Below are 19,524 nucleotides of genomic sequence, written 5' to 3'. Positions count from 1 at the left end.
ACCGGGTCCGAGCGGCGATGACCGCGACGTCGCTCCTGGCGCTGGCACCCCTCCGTCTCGAGGCGCGCGCCGTCTCCCGAGGCGCACCGGGACTCCGGGTCGAGCGCACCGGGCCCGGCCCTCGGAGGGCCGCGGCGGCCGCCGCCCGCCTGGCGGCCGGTCACCGCGCCGGCGCCCCGGTGGCGGTCACCGGTATCGGCGGGGCGCTGGTCGAAGGGCTGGTGCCCGGCGAGCTGATCGTCGCCGACCGGGTGGTGGACGCCAACGGCGGACTGGTCGCGGTGATTCCCTCCGCATCCCTGCTCGCATCGGCGCTGCGCCGGGGCGGTCTGCGGGCCCGGGTCGGGACCGTGGCCAGCGCCGACCGAGTGGTCCGGGGTCGCCAGGCCCGCGCCGCGCTGGCCGCCCACGGCGCGATGGCCGTCGACATGGAGTCAGCCGCGATCCTGCGCCAAGGCTGGGACGGCCCCGTCGCGGTGGTGCGGGCCGTCGCCGACACCCCCGAGCGGGAGCTGATCTCCGCAGGGACCGTCGCCGGTGGGATCGCCGCGCTGCGGGCGCTTCGAGCCGCGGCACCTCACCTGGCCACGTGGGCGGCCGCGGTGCGACCCCGGCGGGTCGTGCTGGCCAGTCCCCGCTCGTTTTGCGCCGGGGTGGACAGAGCCATCGAGACCGTCGAACGGGCGATCGCCCGATACGGTGCACCGGTGTACGTACGGCGTCAGATCGTCCACAACTCGCATGTCGTCGCCGGTCTCGAGGCGCAGGGCGCGGTGTTCGTCGAGGAGCTCCACGACGTCCCCGACGGGGCCACCGTCGTGCTCTCCGCCCACGGTGTGGCCCCGGCGGTGCGCGACGAAGCAGCGCGCCGCGGCCTGGCGGTCATCGACGCCACCTGCCCTCTCGTCGCCAAGGTCCACAGCGAGATCAGGCGCTTCCACCAGCGCGGCTACCAGATAGTGCTGGTCGGCCATGGGGGCCACGACGAGACCGAGGGTTCCATGGGCGAGGCGCCCGGCATCCAGCTCGTGTCGACCGCAGAGGACGCCGCGGCGGTCGACGCTGCGGATCCCGACCGGGTGGCCTACGTGACCCAGACAACGCTCGCGCCCGACGAGACCTCGTCGGTGATCGAAGCGCTTCGCGACCGGTACCCGGCCCTCGCCGGGCCCCACGCCAGCGACATCTGCTACGCCACCCAGAACCGGCAGGACGCGGTCCGCGCCGCGGCGGTGGACAGCGACGTGGTCCTCGTCGTCGGGTCGCCCAACTCCTCCAACGCGGCCCGCCTCGTGGAGGTCGCCCGGCGCAGCGGCACCCCGGCGCACCTCGTCGATGACCCCGCCGCGGTCGACCTCGAGTGGCTCAGCGACGCCGGCACCGTCGCAGTCACCGCCGGCGCCTCCACCCCGGAGGCGGTCGTCTCCCAGGTCGTCGAAGCGCTCCGCGGGCTCGGCCCGCTGGAGGTCGCCGAGCGCACCGTCCACACCGAAAACGTCTCGTTCTCACTTCCCCCGGAGGTCCGATAGATCATGGGTGTACCCCTTCGCCAGAGTGTCCAGGTAGGCACGTACATGGCCAAGCAGAAGCTGGCCAAGCGGGACAAGTACCCGCTCATCGTGGAGCTGGAGCCGCTGTTCGCGTGCAACTTGTCGTGCAACGGATGCGGCAAGATCCAGTACCCGACCGACATCCTCCGCAAGCGCCTCACCGTGGAGCAGGCGGTCGGAGCGATCGAGGAGAGCGGCGCGCCGATGGTCTCCATCGCCGGCGGCGAGCCGCTGCTCCACCCCGACATCGACAAGATCGTCGCCGAGCTGCTGGCCCGCAAGAAGTTCGTGTACCTCTGCACCAACGCGCTCCTCCTCGAGCGCAAGCTCGACAAGTTCACGCCCAACCCCCGCTTCAGCTGGGTGGTCCACATCGACGGTCTGCGGGAGCGCCACGACGAGTCGGTCAGCCGCGACGGCACCTTCGACAAGGCCGTGGCGGCCATCCGAAAAGCCAAGGAGCGCGGGTTCACCGTCAACACCAACACCACCTTCTTCAACACCGACTCGGTCAAGACGGTCCGGGAAGTCCTCGACTACCTCAACGATGACTTGAAGGTCGACCAGATGATGATCTCCCCGGGCTACGCCTACGAGAAGGCCCCCGACCAGGTCAACTTCCTGTCCACCAAGAGCTCCACCAAGCTCTTCGCGGAAGCCTTCGCCGGCGGCCGACGCAAGAAGTGGAGGCTCAACCACAGCCCGCTTTTCCTCGACTTCTTGGAAGGCAAGGTAGACTTCGACTGCACCCCGTGGGGGATCCCGAGCTACTCGGTGTTCGGATGGCAAAAGCCGTGCTACCTGATGGCCGACGGGTACACCGAGACCTACAAGGAGCTCATCGAGACCACCGACTGGGACCGCTACGGCCGGGGTAAGGATCCCCGCTGCGCCAACTGCATGGCCCACTGCGGCTACGAGCCCAGCGCGGTGCTGGCGACCACCAAGTCCCTCAAGCAGTCCCTGCGGGCCGCAGTCGGGTCGTGAGCGGTCCGCTCCGGCTTCAGGGTCGCCGGGGATGAGCGGCTCGGCGGGCGGCGCCGTCGCGCTCGCCGGGGGCAACGCGCTGGTCACCGGCGCGTCGAGCGGGATCGGCGCGGCTGCCGCCCGGGCCCTCGACGGGCGCGGCGTGCGCGTCGCGCTGGTCGGGCGAGACACCGCCGCACTGGCGGCGATCGCCGCCGACCTGAGCGAACCCGTCGTGATCGAGGCCGACCTGGCCGCTCCCGGGGAGGCAGCCGACACGGTGGTGCAAGCAGTCGCCGCCCTGGGCCGGCTCGACATCGTCGTCTCCAACGCCGGGGCCGGATGGGCCGGCCCGTACCAGGCCATGTCGCCCGCTGAGCTCGACGGCATCATCGACATCAACCTGCGAGCAGGCGCCCACCTGGTGCACGCTGCCCTCCCCCACCTGCTGGCCAAGGGACGCGGCCACATCGTCATGGTGGGATCCATCGCCGGCCTGCTCCCAGTCGCAGGCGAGGCTGCGTACTCCGCGAGCAAAGCCGGGCTGGCCGCGCTAGGCGAGGCACTTCGAGGCGAGCTGCGCGGCAGCGGCGTCAAGGTGTCGGTGGTCAACCCCGGCGTGGTCGACACCAACTTCTTCCAGCGGCGGAACCGGCCCTACGACCGGGACCGGCCCCGGCCGATCCCCGCGTCGCAGGTGGCCGACGCGATCGTCGACTGCCTAGAGCGCGGCCGACCCGAGACCGTCGTGCCGGCCTGGCTGGCGCTGCCAGTCCGCCTCCGCGGTGCGGTCCCCAACCTGTACCGGCTGCTCTCCGACCGCTTCGCCTGACAGCCGGCGCCTGCGTTTGCGATTGCCGGCTGGTGTCGCCGTAGTGCCGGCGGCCAAGGGTGGCCAAGGGTGGCCGACTGGCGCCGCAGGCGCGGCGCCGGCGAGCGCCGGCGGGGCCAGTGGGCGAGGCGCCGGCCGGACCGCCGCCCTGGGCGCAGTCGGATTAGTGGGCGCCCGCCGCGTTTTGGCGCGTTTTGGTGCTCCCCAGGACCAAAGTCGCGCCTGGCGCGCTTTGAACTGCGCCCACCCGGCGCCAACCCGCCGGCGCCAACCCGCCTACGCCCGACGCGTCCGCCGGGCCGGATCCCGCTGCGCTACGACCGGCCCAGGTCGAAGCCGAGCGACCGCACTGCATCGACGAACTGGCCCTCGGCCATCCCCGCCTCAACCCCGGGCGCCACCTTGGACCTCACCGGGTCGCCGAGGAAGCTGCGCACCGCCCGGGCGATCGACCCGGCCGTCGGCAGGCAGGCCGTCGACCCGCCCATCTCCAGCTCGTGCATCAGGTTCTCCCGGCCGTGGCCGGGCACGACGTCGATCAGGATGATGCCCCGCCCGAGGGTGCGCGCCTCGCGGCATGTGTCACCGGAGCTGGTGACCACCACATCGCACGCGGACATGAGCTCGGGGACCCGATCGGTGTAGCCGAAGGGCACGACCCTCGGGCTGTGGTGGGCCAGGTCGCGGAGGGTCCTCTCCATCCGGGCGTTGCTCCCGGCGACGGCCAGCACCCATATGCCGTCGTCAGCGAGCGCCGCTGCGGCCTCGTCCAGGGGCCCTAGACCCCACGCCCCCGACATGAGAAGTACGCAGGTGGCTTCCGCCGGCACCCCGAGACGGGCCCGGGCGTCGCCCTGTGGCGGCGCGGCGTAGAACTCGGGGCGTACAGGTGCGGTGATGACCGCCACCGGCGCCTCCGGCCAGTACCGGCGGACCGACTCGCCGGCGGCCGGCGAGGTCACGAGGAACAAGTCGGTGCCTTCGTGGACCCACATGCGGTGGGCGAAGGAGTCGGTCATGATGACCATCGAGGCGAACTCCCCGCCTTCCTCCTTGAGCCGCACCGCGGCTCCGGCGCCGGTCGCGAACACCGGGACGACCAGCTGCGGGCGGAACCGGTCGATCTCCCGCTTGAGGGCCCGGTGCATCTTGTCGATGGCCGCCTTGTCAGCGGCCCGGCCAAGCGGCCCGTCGTCGCGCAGCTGCGAGAAGTGGAAGGCGTCGTAGATGGCCGTCACCGACAGGAGCTTCCTGAACACCCAGTCGCCGGCCGCGCCGGCGCCCCCGCCGAGCAACTGCATCGAGTCGAGCACCCTGGACTCGACGCCGTAGGGGGCCAGAGCCGCCCCGCACGCCTCGGCGACGACGTCGTGCCCCTTCCCGAGCGATCCCGAGAGGAACACCACCCGCTCCAGTCTCACCCGACGCTCACTTCGCGCTTGGCGGCGGACACCGGCGGCCCAAGCACCTCGTCGAGGGTCGCGGCGTGTAGGCCGCGCTCGGCCAGGTCCTCGGCGATGGCGTCGAGGGCTTCGAGCGTCCGGCCGGCAGACCCGCGAGGTGAGAAAGCGTCGCTGTCGTGGAGCAAGACGACCGCGCCGGGCGCCAGGGCTTGGCGGACCCGGGCCGCGACCGCGGCGGCGTCGGGAGCAGCCCACTCTCGTCCCCACGCCGACCACAGGACCGTCCGCAGCCCGCGTCGGTGCGCGGCCAGCAGCGTGGGTCCGCTCGCCTGGCCGTACGGGGGCCGGTAGAAGCGAGGCTCGACTCCCGCGGCGCGTACGGCTTGCAGCGCATCGTCGAGATCCCTGGCGATCCATCGCGGTCCGCGCCACAGATGATGCTCGTGGCGGTAGCCGTGCACGCCGACGGCGTGGCCGCGGCGACGAGCCTCTCTGACCAGGTCGGGGTGGCGCCGGGCGTGGGCGCCGGTGCAGAAGAACGTCGCGACCAGCCCCAACCGGTCGAGGGCGTCGAGCACCGCCGGCGTCGTCGCCGGGTCCGGGCCGTCGTCGAAGGTGAGGGCGACGGGGCCGTCGGGCCGGCCCCGCCATGCGCACCATCCAGAAGGCAGCTGCCGCAGCGGGAGCCACTGACCGAGGCTGACGACGCTCGGCACCCACTGAAGCGCGGCGGCGCCGGCCGCCCCGAGGAGAACCCCGCGGACCCGGCTCACTGCTGGTGGAGGCCCCGGGCTCGGGGTAGCGCGTCGCGGAGCGCTTCGACCACGACGGCGGCTTCTTCGTCGGTCATGTCGGAGTGGATCGGCAGGCAGATATGCCTCGCGCACACGTCCTCGGCTCCGCTGAGGTCCCCGTGGGGGACCTCAGCGAATATCGGCTCGTGGTGGAGGGGACGGGCGTACACCTCACCCGATAGCGCTACCCCATGATCGTTGCGCAACGCCCCTCGCAGGCCGTCGCGCTCGACGTCCGGGTCGAGCAGCGCGATGTACTTGTAGTAGCACCCCTGGGCGCCCGCCGGTTCGGGCAGGACGCTGACGCCGTCGAGCCCGGCCAGCGCCTTGTCATACAGCCGGGCGATGCGCCGGCGAGTCGCCACTGCGTCCGGTAGGCGGTCGTGGTGCACCAGGCCGACCGCGGCGTGGACCTCGCTCATCCGCCAGGCGGACCCCAGCCGAACGTGCGCGCCGCCGTGGAAGCCTGCTTTGCCCTGGTCGCGGTAGATGCGGGCCTCCGCCGCCAGGTCCGGGTCGGCGGTCACGATCATCCCGCCCTCCGCCCCGGCCACGACCTTGGTCGGGTAGAAGGAGAACGTGGCGGCCTGACCCCAGGCGCCGGCGTGGCGGCCAGCCAGCGTGGAGCCGTGGGCGTGTGCGGCGTCCTCGATGAGGGCGACGCCCCGCGCCTGGCACAGCTTCGCGATGGCGTCCATCTCCGGGCTGATCAATCCGCCGATGTGGACCACGATCACCGCCGTCGTCTCCGCGGTCAGAGCGGCCTCCACGGTGGCGGCCGACAGCGACAGGGTCGAGTGGTCGACATCAGCGAAGCGGGGCGCGGCGCCGGCGTGGGTGACCGCCGCCGCGGTCGCGAAGAAGGTGTTGGCGGGCACGATGATCTCGCCGGTCAGGCCGAGGCCGCGGATCACGATCTCCAGGGCGCTGGTGCCAGAGGAGGTGGCGACGGCGTGCTCGGCGCCGTGGCTGGCGGCGAAGGCCTTTTCGAAAGCAGCACCGACCGGGCCGAGAGTGAGCGATCCGGTCTGCAGCGACCGGTCGACCAGCTCCAGCACCCGGGCTCGGTCCGCGGCGCTGAACACCACCCGCGCCGGCGGGATGCGCAGCTCGGTCACACCGGACCGCCGACTGGATCGGCCACCGCCGGGTGGTGCTCGTCGCGCTCGATCACCGCGGTGGAACGGGTGAGAGCAACCAAGCCGAGGACCATGACCAACGCGGCGAGGATGACGGCCGGGGCTCGTAGCCCGTCGAGTCGCAATGCTTCTCCGAACAGCGCGACGCCGATCGCCGAGCTGACGATCGGGTCGGTGACGGTGATGAGGGGCAGCGACACGGTCGGCCTGCCTGTCTGGTAGGCGGTCTGGCTCAGGAGTATCGACCCGATCCCGGCGACGCAGAGGGCGTAGGGCGACCAGCTGTGAATCGTGTGACCGACACCGCCGCCGAGGGAATGAGCCAGGGCCTTGGTCAACACGGCCATCACCGCGTCGCCCAGGCCTGCCGCCAGCCCGAAGAGGGCGGCTCGGCTGCGGCCGCCGGAGCGGAACCCGCTGATCAGCAGCGCCAACACGCCCGCCGCCATCGTCGTCCCGAGGATGAACCAGTCCGTCTGGTTGGCCACCCCGCTGCTGTGTTCGCTCGGGGAGGCCAGGACCATGAACGCTGACAGCCCGACGATGACCGCCACGACACCCGCCCACTCGCGCCCGGTGACCGCGTCCCGAGACCACAGGCCGGCCAGGGCCAGGGTGAACAGGAGCGATGTGGTGATGAGAGGCTGAACCACGACCAGCGCACCGTGGCGAAGGGCCACCACTTGGAGCCCGAAGCCGGCGAACTCCGCGGCGATCCCGAGCAGCCACAGCGGCCTTCGAACCACACGGGACAACAGCGCAGGCTTCGCGGCGTAGACGTCGGGGACGTTGCGGGCCGGCCGCTGCTGCAGCCCGACGCCACATCCGAACAAGGCAGCAGAAAGGACGGCGAGCACGATCGTCACGACTGGCTCACTCCTCTCCTTGCCGTCCTCACGTACCGAAGCCTACGGGGCGCGCCGAGCGCGCCGGTTACGTTTAGCCGCCTCCACAAACCGCTGCCAGGCCGAGTATTCCCTGCGACCTCGGAGAGCAGCCCCTACGCTCGGGGCGCTCGCCTTCGTCACGTCCGGAGTACGTTGGAGGTTGTGCCGTGTCGTCTTTGGCTCGCTGGTGCTTCAACAACCGGCGCGTGGTGCTGGTGGTCTGGTTGGCGGCGCTGATCGGCTTCATCGGCGTCAGCCGGGCGGTCGGGTCCAAGACCAAGAACGACTTCCGCTTGCCGAACACCGACTCGCAGGCGGCCTACAACCTTCTCAAAGCGTCCTTCCCAGCCCAGTCGGGCGACACCGAGCAGGTGGTGCTGGCGGCTCGCACGGGCACCCTCCGGGACCCGGCCGTGGCCGCGCGAGCCGAGTCGATGCTCAGCAGGATCGCAGTTCTTCCCCACGTACGGGCGGTTGCCAGCCCCTACCGGGGAGGGGGCCGCATGAACCCGGACGGCACCGTCGCTCTGGCAACGGTCGTCCTCGACGGCCAACCCCAAGACGTGCCCGCGGCAGCGGTGCGCGCCCTGATCTCCACCGCCCAGGCCGCCGACTCGTCGGCGCTCGAAGTCCAGCTCGGCGGTCAGGCCGTCGAGCAGGCGCAGCACAGCGGCGGTGGGGGCAACTCCAGTGAGATCGTCGGCATCTTCCTGGCCTTGGCGGTGCTCTACATCGCGTTCGGCGCCTTCCTGGCGGCGTTGATGCCGCTGCTCGCCGCTCTCATCGCCATCGGGATCGGGACCTCGCTCATCACCCTTTTGACCCATGTATTCACCATCGCCAGCTTCGCCGACCAGCTGTCGGTGCTCATCGGGCTGGGAGTCGGGGTCGACTATGCCCTCTTCATCATCACCCGCCACCGGGCCGGGCTGATCGAGGGTCGCGGCATCGAAGAATCGGCGGCCGTCTCGGTCAACACGTCCGGTCGGGCGGTGTTCTTTGCGGGACTGGTGGTGTGCATCGCCTTGCTCGGGCAGTTCGCGCTGAGCGTGTCGTTCCTCTACGGGGTAGCCCTGTCGGCTGCGTTCACCGTGCTCCTGACGATGATGACCGCCTTGACCTTGCTCCCCGCCATGCTCGGGTTCCTCGGAGTGCGGGTCCTCAGCCGGAGAGAGCGGCGCCGGCTCCTCGCGTCGGGGCCGCGTCGAGAAGCGTCGTCGGGCTTTTGGTTCCGCTGGTCCCATCTAGTGGCCCGGCGTTACAAAGCGCTCGGGGCGGCGGCGCTCGCCGCCGTCGTCGTCCTCGGCGTGCCGATCCTCACCCTCCGACTGGGGCTCTCCGACGCTGGGAACGACTCGCCTTCCACCACCACCCGCCAGGCCTACGACCTATTGGCGAAGGGTTTCGGGCCGGGCTTCAACGGTCCTTTCACGGTGGTCGGCGCCCTCAACGCGCCGGGCGATCAAGCCCGCTTCGCGGCGGTGATGTCCGCCATCTCCCGCCAGCCCGGCATCGTGGCGACCACCCCAACCCGTCTCTCCCCGTCGGGTGCCGTGGCCATCGCGACCGCCGTCCCCTCCACCGCACCCCAGGCCGCGGCCACCGCGGCGCTGGTCAACCGGCTCCGCGACCATGTCATCCCCGCCGTGGAAGGCGGCTCCGGCCTGGTCGTGCACGTCGGCGGATCGACGGCCGGGACCATCGACTTCGCCCACGTCCTGGCCCGGAAGATCCCGCTGTTCATCGGGGTCGTGGTGGTCTTGGCTTTCCTGCTGTTGATGCTCGTCTTCCGGAGCATCCTCGTGCCCCTGGTCGCGTCGATCATGAACCTGTTGTCGGTCGGCGCGGCGTTCGGGGTCATGAACGCCGTGTTCGAATGGGGTTGGGGCGCCGGTCTGCTCGGCATCGACAGGAAAGGGCCGGTGGACGTCTTCGTCCCGGTTATCCTGTTCTCGATCCTTTTCGGCTTGTCGATGGACTACGAGGTGTTCCTCGTCAGCCGCATCCACGAGGAGTGGATGCGCCGCGCCGACAACCAGGAGGCGGTCACGGTCGGCCAGGCGGCCACCGGGCGGGTCATCACCGCGGCGGCCACCATCATGATCCTGATCTTCGGGTCGTTCCTGCTTCTAGGCGAGCGAGTGATCAAGGAGTTCGGGTTGGGGTTGGCCGCGGCGATCCTCGTCGACGCGTTCATCATCCGCACCGCGCTGGTACCGGCGGTGATGCACCGCCTGGGCCGTGCCAACTGGTGGCTCCCCGGGCCGCTCGAGCGGCTCCTGCCACACGTGGCCATCGATCCTGATGAGGGACCGATGGGCCGCCCGGAGCCGGTGGGGTCTGCCTCTGACTAATCCACCGGCGGTGCCGGACCGGCAAGCCGTTGCGCCCGCGCCCGTCGGCGGTTCAGCCGCCGGTGACCGCCGCCTCGGAGTCAACGCGCTCCGAGCACCCTTCGCACGGCTTGGGGCGCAGCACCCGCTCCGGACCGGACGGTGCGTCGGCTGCCTCTGTCAGGTCGACCGCGCCGGCGCCGCCGTGGCGGTGGAACGCCCACGGGTGGTGACGGCTGGGGCGGTGCTCGTGACGGGCGGCCAGCTCCAGCCAGCCCCACACCCCCCATCCGATGGGGACCAGCGCCCAGAAGCTGACGAGCCGGTAGAGCAACACCACCGTCACCGCCGACGTCGAAGCCATGCCGTACGCAGTGAGCAGAGCGGTCAGGCTGGCCTCGACCACGGCCAGACCGCCAGGGGTGACCGGGATGCTGGCCGAGATCTGGGTCAACGCGTAGGCGATGACCACGCCTCTCCAGGGGACGTCAGCGTGCACCGTCCAGATGCAGAACATCAACGTCGCCAGGTCCGCGGTCCAGTTGAGCAGCGCCAGGCCGAGAGCCTCCGCCCAGGCTAGAGGCGTCGGTGTCACCACCATCACCTGGTGGCCGAAACCGTCTACCGCCCGCACCAGCCTGTCCCGGCGCCCGACGCCGCCTTGCGCGCTGTCCAGCATCCGAGCCCAGCGGTGCTGGAGACTGTCGCTTCGGGCCAAGGCGATGATCCCGGCCAGGATGGCGGCGGCCAACGCCAAGAGCGCCACCCCGAGCCACCGCAGAGGAGCGACCGGCCCTCGCGAGCCGGCCAGGAACGCGCCGGCCACGACCATGAGGAAAAGGGCGAAGCTCGACAGCGCGCCAGCGACCAGCACCACCCATCCGGCGAGGACCCGGTCCACTGACCGGCGCCGGAGCTGACCCCAGATCCATCCCGCCGCCCACGCCGCCCCACCGGGCAGCGACGTGCTCAGCGCGTTGCCGGCGAGGGTGATCTCGACCATGTCGCGCAGCCGGACCCGGATCCCGCCGCAGCGCAGCAGCCAGCGCTGCAGGCGGGCAAAGACCACCATCGACGACGCCTGGCAGGCGATCGCGCAGACCAGCCACTGCCAGTTGGGATGCCCGAGTTGCGACACCGCCTGGCTGATCTGGTGGCGCTTGGTCCACGCCGCCACCAGGCCGGCGATCAGCAACACGACTGAAAGCAACCGGCGCAACCGGCGCATCATCGGGTTACGGGTGGTCGGCCGAGGCGCGTCCCGAGGGGCGGCGTCGTGCTCCGGGCCGGTGGCCGGCCCCGACGCGGTCCCGGCGGACCGCGTGTCCGCCTCCCCGGAGCCCACTTTCACATGGAAATGCTACCCGGGCCCCGCCGGAATCATGGCGCAAGCCACCCCTCATGAGCCAAACTGATAGACGCGTCGGTGCCGCGCCGACGCGAATGAGAGGAGCAGTCCTGCCCCAAGGGAAGGAAGACGCAATCGTGCTGGAGGGCACGGTGAGCGAGGCGCTGAAGAACGCCATGTTCAAAGTCGAGCTGGCCAACGGCCACGAGGTATTGGCCCACAACTCCGGCAAGATGCGGATGAACCGCATCCGGGTGCTCCCCGGTGACAAGGTGCAAGTCGAGATCAGCCCCTACGACCTCACCCGGGGGCGGATCACCTACCGCTACAAGTAAGCGCCGCCCCGCAGGGCGACCGAGCTGCGCCGGACCGCTCGGTGTGGGGGGGTTACTCCGGCGTGGAGGGCTGCTCCGGGTGGCGTGACACTCCGCTGCGGGTTATTCCGGGCCGGTGAGGAGGCCGTTGGCCGCCGCCAAGGCGGTGGCGGCGCGGACCGCCTCCTCATACACGGCCGTGAGATGACGCTCGGCGACCGAGGCATCCACGGCCAGCGGAGGCGCACCGAGGGAGCGGATCATCGCCGCCGGGTCAGGGGTCGGGTCGATCACCGTCTGGGCCGGCGCGGGAGGCTCGTCGGGGCCCCAGAACTTGGCCTCGGCGACCCGCTTGCTGGCGGAAGGCCGCCTGCGTTTGCTCATCTGCCGTTCCTCCCGATCACGCGGCCTCCTCTTCGGGGTCCGAGGCCGGTAGCTCCTCCTCGATGACCTCCTCTACCGCCAGGCCCAGCGCGGCGCGCAGCTGGGCGGCGTCGAGATCACCCAGGGAGCTGCGGGCCGGCAGCACCATGCCCGCCACCTCCCGCTTGCCGGCGACGATCTCCTCGACCCTCTCGTCCACCGTGCCCGGGCAGACCAGGCGATGGGAGACGACGGTGCTGGTCTGGCCGATGCGCCACGCCCGGTCCCGGGCCTGGTCCTCGACCGCCGGGTTCCACCAGCGGTCATAGAGCACCACGTGGCGGGCGGCGGTCAGGTTGAGTCCCGAACCGCCGGCCTTGATCGACAGGACCAGCGCTCCGGGACCCTTGCCCCGCTGGAACTCCGCGACCAGCTCGTCGCGCACCGTGCGCGACAGGCCGCCGTGGTAGCAGCCGACGTGGATGCCGGTGCGCTCGGTCAGGTAGGTGGCGAGCTTCTCCCCCCACCGGGCGAAGTGGGTGAAGATCAGCACCCGCTCACCGGCCGCGAACACGTCGTCGACTATCTCGTCGAGACGGGTCAGCTTCCCGGACCGGCCGTGGAGGGTGGTGATCGTGTCTTCCTCCCCCAGGTAGGCGGAGGGATGATCGCAGATCTGCTTGAGGGCGGTGATGGCGGCCAGCACCTGACCCTTGCGCCTGGTCGCGTCCTCGTCGAGCTCGTCGGCCAGCAGCCGGTCGAGCACCGCCTGGTACAGGCCGACCTGTTCGGCGGTCATTCCGCACGAGTCGAGCTTGTCGACCTTGTCGGGAAGCTCCGCGGCGATCTCCGGTTCGATCTTGGTGCGGCGGAACACCAGCAACCCGTTGAGCGCCCGGAGGGCTCCCTCCTCGGCGCCGGCGCGGCCCTCGCCGGTTCGCGACAGGTGCTCTATGAACGAGGTGCGGCCGCCGACCAGCCCGGGGTTGGTGAAGTCGAGGATGGCCCACAAGTCGCCGAGGCCGTTCTCGACCGGCGTCCCGGTGAGAGCCAGGCGACTGCGGGCCGGGACCCGTCGCAGGGCTTGCGCGGTGTCGCTGGTGTGGTTCTTGATGGCCTGTGCCTCGTCGACGGCCATCCGCCGCCACTCGACGCGGGCCAGCGCGTCGATGTCGCGCACCGCGGTGGCGTAGGTGGTGAGGACCACGTCGTGGTTGCCGGCCAGCTTGACCAGCCCGTCGGCGTCCGCCCGCCGCGGCCCGTGGTGCAATGCGACCGACAGCTCAGGGGTGAAGCGGGCCGCTTCCCGGGCCCAGTTGCTGAGCACCGCCGGCGGGCACACGATCAGCGCAGGCCCGTCGCCGCGGGTGGCGAGGAGGTGGGCGAGCAGGGTCGGGGTCTTGCCCAGACCCATGTCCATGGCCAGGCACCCGCCGAGGCCGGCACGGTCGAGGAACCCGAGCCAGCCGGCGGCCTCCGCCTGGTAGTGACGCAGCTGACCTTTGAACCCCGTCGGCGGCTGCAGCGGGGCGGGCGGGTTGGTGGTCGCGCCCTGCACGATGTCGACGGCCCAGCCGTGACCATCGACGCGCACCGACCCGCCGAGGGCGTGGCCTTCGAGTCCGACGGCGTGGCGCAGCAGCGCGGCCCCCGACAGCTGGGTGATCCCGGCCCGCTCGGCCAGGGCGGCGGCCGCCGCCGCGAGGTCGGTCCGGTCGATGTGAACCCACCGACCCTTGACCTGGACCAGGGGTCGGGCCTCGCTGGCCAGCTTGGCGATCGCCGCCGCGTCGAGCTCCAAGTCGTCGAAGAACACCGACCAGCGGACGTTGGAGAGCTGAGCCACCCCGACCTGCGATTGCCCTCCCATGGCCTCCGCGAACAGGCGCAGCTGGGGTGACGGCTTACGGCGCGACACCATCGGCAGGTACACGTCGAACCCGGCGGCGGCCACCATGGGCCCGAGGTCGAACATCAGCTCACCGGCCTCGTCCGCGTCGAGTATGACCTGGCCGCGCCTGGTGCTCGGCCGGCGCAGCACCGGTAGCAGCCGCTCGAGGCGGCGCAGCTGGGCCTCGACCTGTTGGGATTTGGTGCCCGAGGCGACGACCAGGGCGTGTTCGACGGGCAGCGGGCCTTTGTCCACGCCGGTCGCGTCGACTCGCAGCAGCCATCCGCCGTCGGCGGCGGGCTGGTCGAGGCGGACGGTCAGGCCGATCTTGGTGCCGACGGTAACCGGCGCGGCCCACCGCTTGAGGTCCTCGGCGACCCGGGCGGCAGGCTCGGCCTCGGCGCTGAAGGGCCGCCCGTCGAGCCCGGAGAGGACCGCCTCGGAGATCTCGACTCGCGTCGAGGCCTGGGCCACGGTGGCCGGCGCCACGAGCCGGTCGGCGCCGGCCCGGGAGACGGCGTCCACCACTGCGCTCAGGATCGAGCGGCACACCCCCTCTGGCTGCGGCGAGGCCTGCAGGGCCACCACGGCGCCGGGCATGCGGCTCACCAGGTCCGCCAGGCGGTCCCGAGCGACCAGCGCGGGAACCCACCGGACCCGGTGTCGGGCCGGGCCGGGACGGGGACCGCTCGTGCCGGTGCTGCCCCGCAGGACCGGCACCATCCGCCCCGACGCCACCAGCTCGGTGCCCCAGACCGCGATCTCGCCCATCCACGCCAGGCTGGTGCCGATCGGCGCCTCGGCATCGGGGCTTCCGACCTGCCCGGCGCCGACTCCGACCAGCCAGCCGAGGGTGTGCGCCAACGCCGCGGAGCGGGCGTCGGCGCGTTGGCCGCTCGGTAGAGCGACTGGGGCGTGGTGCTCCCACCCGATGCCCCCGGCGTCGGCCTCCTTGAGCATCGCTTCTAGCTCGTCGGCGGGCAGCGGCGCGCTGCCGCGCCCGGCCGCCCAGACCACCACCCGGCCGTCGGCCCACGACGCTTGCAGGCGCGGCGGGGCCGGCGCCTCGGCGACCGGTTCGGCCGCCGGAGGGGCCGGCGCCAGGCGGACTGCGGGAGCGTCGGGCTCCTCCCCGGTGAGGCGTACGAGCGCGCTGGCCAGGGCCCGGCGCTCCGCCCCGAGGTCAGCCAGGACCTGGTCGCGCTCCTCCCCCGCCAGGCGCGCCGCGCTGGTGAGGGCCTCATCAGTCTCGAGAAGGAGGCGGCGCAACGTGCCGATCCACGCCAGCGGCGCCGCCTCTAGGGCGGCCAGCTCAACGGGCGACGCGTAGCCGGTCGCCTCTGCGACGACCGCTGCCTCCAGGGTGATCCGGTCCAGTGCTCTGCTCCACTTCGTTTTGCATGCCGGCGGCCAACCGCTGCCGGCGTCGAGCCTCGGGACAGCCACCGAGCCGGTGGCATCCCGCTGAGGCGCCTTTTAGGCACCCAGCTCCCCTACGCCCTTAAACCGCTTGTCGGACCGATCCATTCCCACACATCCGTGTGGCCGTGCCGACAGCTCTACGCTAGCGCAGCGCGGGCCCTACACCTGCGCATCCCCCGTCCGGGGGTCGCTCAGGCGACGAAACCGCCGAAACCGCCCCGGTAGAAGACCAGGGGCTCCCCGGCGCTGGAGCCCATCCCGGCGACCGCGCCGATCACCAGGAAGTGGTCGCCGCCGTCGTGGACGGCCTCTACCCGGCAGTCGACCCATGCCAAGACTTCGTGAAGGCGGGGCGAACCGGTCGGCGCCGGGGTCCAGCCGATCCCCTCGAACTTGTCGGTCCCGGCCCCGGGGCGAGCGAACACCCGGCAGAGGGCTTCTTGCTCGGCGTTCAATACGTTCACGCAGAACGCTCCCGAGGCCTGGATGCCCGGCCAGCTCGTCGAGGTTCTCGACGGGGCCATCGCCACCAGCGGCGGGTCGAGCGACAGGGAGAAGAACGACTGGCACGCGAAACCGGCCGGCGCTCCCTCGGAGATCCCGGTGACGATCCCGACGCCGCTGGCGAAGTGCCCGAGCACGGAGCGGAACTCGGCCTGCTCGATCGGCGAGGCGGATAGGCGGGCGGCGTTGGGCTCGACCATCGGCGCACTTTACGGTCTAGCGTCTGGGACGCGGAGCTGGGAGCAGCTGCGGTTGCCGGAGGGGCGAGGAGAACGAGATGGGACGACTACTGAAGCCGGGGACGTCGTGGTGGGAGACCTACGCCCGCTGCGTGGCGGCCGCTCCCGAGGCGTTCGACTCCGACCGCCTGCGCAACCTGTCGGGCGGCGAGTGGCGGCGCCTCGGGGCCCCCGGCGATCACGTCACCCCGGTCGACGGCAGCCCCATCCCCGGACCCCCCCGGCTTTCATACGCCCAGGCCGAGGAGGCGGTGGCGTTCGCGCTGAAGGAGCATTCCGAGTGGGCGACGGTGGACCTCGACGAGCGGCGCAGCCGGGTGACCGACGCGGTGGACGCCCTGACCGAGCACCGCGACCTGCTCGCGCTGCTGTTGGTGTGGGAGATCGGCAAACCGTGGCGGCTGGCGGTCGCCGACGTCGACCGCTGCTTGGACGGCGCCCGGTGGTACGTCGGGGAGATCGAGCGCCAGCTGCGGGTGGGCACCGACGCCGAACGCCGACCGCTGCCTGGGCCGGTGTCCAACATCGCCTCGTGGAACTACCCGATGAGCGTGCAGGTCCACGGCGAGCTGGTGCAACTCCTGGCCGGCAATGCGGTAGTCGCCAAGACGCCGTCGCAAGGCGGGTTCCACTGCCTCACCTTGGCCCACGCCCTGATGCGCCGGGCCGGCCTGCCAGTCACGCTGATCTCCGGGGTCGGCAGCCAGCTCGGTGAGGTCCTCGTGCGAAGCGAGGGCCTCGGCGCGTTGGCGTTCGTCGGGGGTCGGGCCAACGGCCGGCAGGTCGCGATCTCCTTGGCGGACACCGGGCGGCGCCACATGGTCGAGCAGGAGGGCCTCAACTGCTGGGGTATCTGGGACTTCTCGCAGTGGGCCCTGCTGGCCCAGCACCTGCGCAAGGGCTTCGAGTACGCCAAGCAGCGTTGCACGGCCTACCCCCGCTACGTGGTGCAGCGCCGCTTGTTCCCGGCGTTCCTCGAGATGTACCTGCCGGTCGTGGCCGGCATTCGCTTCGGTCATCCCCTCGCCGTCGACACGGCGGACTCCGCCTTCCCCGAGCTGGACTTCGGGCCGGTCATCCACGCCACCAAGGCCGCCGAGCTGGGCGCGGCCTTCGATGAGGCGATCCGCGGCGGGGGCATACCGCTGGCGCACCGCTCCGTCGGTGAGGGGTCGTTCCTCGACGCGATGGACACCGCCGCCTACGCCGCTCCAGCGTGCGTGTTGGCGCCCCCCGCCAACTGGTCGATGCACCACGCCGAGCCGTTCGGGCCGCTCGACTCGGTCGTCGTCGTCGACACCGAGGCGGAGCTGCTGGCGGCCATGAACGCCTCCAACGGCTCCCTCGTCGGGTCGCTGGCCACCGACGACGAGGCGTTCGCGGCGCGAGTCGGCGAGCAGCTGCAGTCGTTCAAGGTCGGCGTCAACCGGCCGCGCAGCAGGGGTGACCGCGAGGAGGTGTTCGGCGGTCTCGGCGCTTCGTGGAAGGGGGCGTTCGTGGGCGGCGACCTTCTCGTGGACGCGGTGACCTACGGGCCCGACGGGCCCGACGAGCGGCTGTTCGGCAACTTCCCGGACTACTCCCTCTACCCGCCGCGCTAGCAAGCGCCCTAGTGGTGGAACCCCTCGTGGTCCTCCTCCTGGGGTAGCGGCGCGGACAGCTTGGAGAGGCGGGCGACCACCCCGCGCAAATCCGAGAGGAGGTGATCGGCCAGGTCCCGGCTGAAGCCGTTGCGCACGACGATGCGAAGCACCGCCACGTCGGTGAGGTCGGCGGGGAAGGTGTAGGCCGGGACCTGCCAGCCCCGCCGGCGGAGGCCGTCGGACACGTCGAAGACGCTGTAGTGGCCGGCGTCGTCCTTCAAGGTGAAGGCGAACACCGGCAGCTCGCTCCCGTCGCTCAGCAGCTCGAAGGGTCCCAGGGCGCCGACCTCGTGGGAGAGGTGGCGGGCCACGGAACGGCAGGCGGCCTGCACCCGGCGGTAGCCGTCGAAGCCGAGCCTTATGAACTGGTAGTACTGCGCAACGACCTCCGCACCAGGCCGGGAGAAGTTGAGGGCGAACGTCGGCATGCTGCCACCGAGGTAGTTGACCCTGAACACCAGGTCCTCGGGCAGGTCCTCCTGGTCTCTCCAGAGGATCCAGCCGACGCCCGGGTAGACCAGCCCGTACTTGTGCCCGGAGGCGTTGATCGACGCCACCCGCGCCAGGCGGAAGTCCCATTCGAGGTCCTGGTCGATGAACGGGGCGATGAACCCGCCGGATGCCGCGTCCACGTGGATCGGAACGTCGGGGCCGCCGCTGGCGGCCAACCGGTCCAAGGCTGCCGCGATCCCCGCCACCGGCTCGTAGCTGCCGTCCTGGGTAGAGCCCAGGATGGCCACGACGCCGATGGTGTTCTCGTCGCAGCGGGCGACCGCCTCCTCCGCGGTGAGGTGGAGACGGCCCGGGGCCATCGGTACGTAGCGCGGCTCGACGTCCCAGTACCGACAGAACTTCTCCCAGCACACCTGGACGTTGGTGCCCATCACCAAGTTGGGCTTGTCGGTGTCGGCGCCCGCGGCGCGCCGGCGGGCCCGCCACCGCCACTTGAGGGCCATCCCGCCGAGCATCGCCGCTTCTGAGGATCCCGTCGTCGAGCAGCCCACCGCCTGCTGGGTCGGGACGTGCCAGAGGCGGGCCAGCATGTGCACGCAGCGGCTTTCGAGCTCCGCGGTCTGGGGATACTCGTCGCGGTCGATCATGTTCTTGTCGGCGGTGTCGGCCATCAGCCTCGCCGCGGTGGGCTCCATCCAGGTGGTCACGAACGTCGCCAGGTTGAGGCGGGAGCTGCCGTCGAGGAGCAGCTCGTCGCGGATCAGCCGGTCGGCGGCGTCGGGGTCCATCTCCCCGTCGGGCATCCGGTACGCGGGGATGGAGGTGGTGCCCGCCCGGCCGCTGTAGAGCGGGTGCAGGGTGAGTACGTCGGAACTGGGCTTGGCGGGGCGGTGCAAGGGCACTGGATCTCCGTTCGGTGGTGCGGCATCCAAGGCTCTACCCGGACCGGGAAGGTATGGTCCATCCACCCAGCCCCTGGCCCCAGCCGCCTCCCGGACCGGACCCGCACGCCGTGAGCCTCTACATCCCGTGATCTTCTACATCGTCGCCGCCGTGGTCGCCCTGTTCTGCGCCATCGCCCTCGGCCTCGGGCCGTTGGTCTTCTTCGTCGCCGGGGCGATGGTCGCGGTGTTCGGGTTCCGGGCCCGCCGGCCCCGCTGGTGGGGGCTGCCGCTGGCCGCGGCCGGCGCGGTCGAGGCGGTCGGGGCTGCCGCCGGCTGGCGGGTCCGCGCCGTCGCCGAGGTCGTCGTGGTTCTCTTTGCGCTCCTCGCGGTCGTCCGTTTCGCCGGGCACCGCCCGAGCGCCGACCGCCGCCGACCGCCGCCACCCAGCCGCGGGCCGCGGCCCTCGGCCCGGCGGCCGGCGTCGGCGCAGTCCGCAAGGCGTGACACATATCACACCCGGCGGGCCGAGGTGCGCTAGGCGCTCCGGCCGTGCTACCAA

General features: G+C 71.6%; 16 protein-coding genes. 7 read left to right on the top strand and 9 right to left on the bottom strand.

The features are described from left to right. The first annotated feature begins 17 nt into the window (after nt 1-17). From ispH to K6U06_RS09120, 3 genes are read left to right on the top strand one after another with little or no spacing between them, the layout of a single operon-like run. Nucleotides 18-1,529 carry a 4-hydroxy-3-methylbut-2-enyl diphosphate reductase gene (gene ispH, locus K6U06_RS09130; protein ID WP_262321611.1) on the top strand — a complete coding sequence of 504 codons (1,512 nt, stop codon included), beginning with the start codon at nt 18-20 and terminating at the stop codon, nt 1,527-1,529. 3 nt (nt 1,530-1,532) lie between these two features. Further along, nucleotides 1,533-2,537 (top strand): adenosyl-hopene transferase HpnH, encoded by a 1,005-nt coding sequence (gene hpnH, locus K6U06_RS09125; protein ID WP_262321610.1) that lies wholly within the window; start codon nt 1,533-1,535, stop codon nt 2,535-2,537. 31 nt (nt 2,538-2,568) lie between these two features. After that, nucleotides 2,569-3,348 carry an SDR family NAD(P)-dependent oxidoreductase gene (locus K6U06_RS09120; RefSeq protein WP_262321609.1) on the top strand — a complete coding sequence of 260 codons (780 nt, stop codon included), beginning with the start codon at nt 2,569-2,571 and terminating at the stop codon, nt 3,346-3,348. Between the two features lie 314 nt (nt 3,349-3,662). Here the strand turns inward: K6U06_RS09120 and K6U06_RS09115 are convergent, their stop codons facing one another. From K6U06_RS09115 to K6U06_RS09100, 4 genes are read right to left on the bottom strand one after another with little or no spacing between them, the layout of a single operon-like run. Continuing rightward, nucleotides 3,663-4,769, bottom strand: coding sequence for an MGDG synthase family glycosyltransferase (locus K6U06_RS09115; RefSeq protein WP_262321608.1), 1,107 nt, complete (start codon nt 4,767-4,769; stop codon nt 3,663-3,665). Further along, nucleotides 4,766-5,524, bottom strand: a complete 759-nt coding sequence (locus tag K6U06_RS09110) for a polysaccharide deacetylase family protein (protein WP_262321607.1) — start codon at nt 5,522-5,524, stop codon at nt 4,766-4,768. Before K6U06_RS09110 ends, K6U06_RS09115 begins: the two co-directional genes overlap by 4 nt. After that, nucleotides 5,521-6,663, bottom strand: a complete 1,143-nt coding sequence (locus K6U06_RS09105) for a DegT/DnrJ/EryC1/StrS family aminotransferase (RefSeq protein WP_262321606.1) — start codon at nt 6,661-6,663, stop codon at nt 5,521-5,523. The genes K6U06_RS09110 and K6U06_RS09105 overlap by 4 nt, the downstream gene beginning before the upstream one ends. Next, nucleotides 6,660-7,550, bottom strand: a complete 891-nt coding sequence (locus tag K6U06_RS09100; protein ID WP_262321605.1) for a DMT family transporter — start codon at nt 7,548-7,550, stop codon at nt 6,660-6,662. The genes K6U06_RS09105 and K6U06_RS09100 overlap by 4 nt, the downstream gene beginning before the upstream one ends. A gap of 188 nt (nt 7,551-7,738) precedes the next feature. Between K6U06_RS09100 and K6U06_RS09095 the strand changes: the two genes are divergently transcribed. Beyond that, complete coding sequence (locus K6U06_RS09095; protein WP_262321604.1) at nt 7,739-9,925, top strand: MMPL family transporter; 2,187 nt, start codon at nt 7,739-7,741, stop codon at nt 9,923-9,925. A gap of 52 nt (nt 9,926-9,977) precedes the next feature. Here the strand turns inward: K6U06_RS09095 and K6U06_RS09090 are convergent, their stop codons facing one another. Beyond that, nucleotides 9,978-11,255, bottom strand: coding sequence for a YbhN family protein (locus K6U06_RS09090; RefSeq protein WP_262321603.1), 1,278 nt, complete (start codon nt 11,253-11,255; stop codon nt 9,978-9,980). A 92-nt stretch (nt 11,256-11,347) separates the two neighbouring features. Here K6U06_RS09090 and infA point away from each other — a divergent pair, with 92 nt between their 5' ends. Beyond that, entirely contained in the window at nt 11,348-11,587 is a 240-nt protein-coding gene (infA, locus tag K6U06_RS09085; protein WP_262321602.1) for a translation initiation factor IF-1, read from the top strand. Between the two features lie 102 nt (nt 11,588-11,689). On the opposite strand, the gene K6U06_RS09080 is transcribed toward infA, so the two are convergent. The 3 genes from K6U06_RS09080 to K6U06_RS09070 all read right to left on the bottom strand — a co-directional run bounded on the left by K6U06_RS09080 (nt 11,690) and on the right by K6U06_RS09070 (nt 15,946). Continuing rightward, nucleotides 11,690-11,950, bottom strand: a complete 261-nt coding sequence (locus tag K6U06_RS09080; protein ID WP_262321601.1) for a hypothetical protein — start codon at nt 11,948-11,950, stop codon at nt 11,690-11,692. A 16-nt stretch (nt 11,951-11,966) separates the two neighbouring features. Next, the gene (locus tag K6U06_RS09075) at nt 11,967-15,266 is read right to left on the bottom strand and encodes a DEAD/DEAH box helicase (RefSeq protein WP_262321600.1); all 3,300 of its coding nucleotides are present in this window, start codon (nt 15,264-15,266) and stop codon (nt 11,967-11,969) included. 167 nt (nt 15,267-15,433) lie between these two features. Continuing rightward, the gene (locus K6U06_RS09070) at nt 15,434-15,946 is read right to left on the bottom strand and encodes a flavin reductase family protein (protein ID WP_262321599.1); all 513 of its coding nucleotides are present in this window, start codon (nt 15,944-15,946) and stop codon (nt 15,434-15,436) included. A 77-nt stretch (nt 15,947-16,023) separates the two neighbouring features. On the opposite strand from K6U06_RS09070, the gene K6U06_RS09065 reads away from it, so the two are divergent. Continuing rightward, complete coding sequence (locus tag K6U06_RS09065) at nt 16,024-17,586, top strand: aldehyde dehydrogenase family protein (protein WP_262321598.1); 1,563 nt, start codon at nt 16,024-16,026, stop codon at nt 17,584-17,586. Between the two features lie 8 nt (nt 17,587-17,594). Here the strand turns inward: K6U06_RS09065 and K6U06_RS09060 are convergent, their stop codons facing one another. Then, nucleotides 17,595-18,938 (bottom strand): glutamate decarboxylase, encoded by a 1,344-nt coding sequence (locus K6U06_RS09060; RefSeq protein ID WP_410051013.1) that lies wholly within the window; start codon nt 18,936-18,938, stop codon nt 17,595-17,597. 172 nt (nt 18,939-19,110) lie between these two features. Here K6U06_RS09060 and K6U06_RS09055 point away from each other — a divergent pair, with 172 nt between their 5' ends. Continuing rightward, nucleotides 19,111-19,503, top strand: a complete 393-nt coding sequence (locus tag K6U06_RS09055; protein ID WP_262321596.1) for a hypothetical protein — start codon at nt 19,111-19,113, stop codon at nt 19,501-19,503. Nucleotides 19,504-19,524: the final 21 nt, after the last annotated feature.

Source organism: Acidiferrimicrobium sp. IK (assembly GCF_025499425.1).
In the GTDB taxonomy this organism is placed as follows: Bacteria; Actinomycetota; Acidimicrobiia; order Acidimicrobiales; family Palsa-688; genus Acidiferrimicrobium.
The sequence above is the reverse complement of the archived record's forward strand: the minus strand, read 5'-3'. Positions and strand labels throughout refer to the sequence as shown.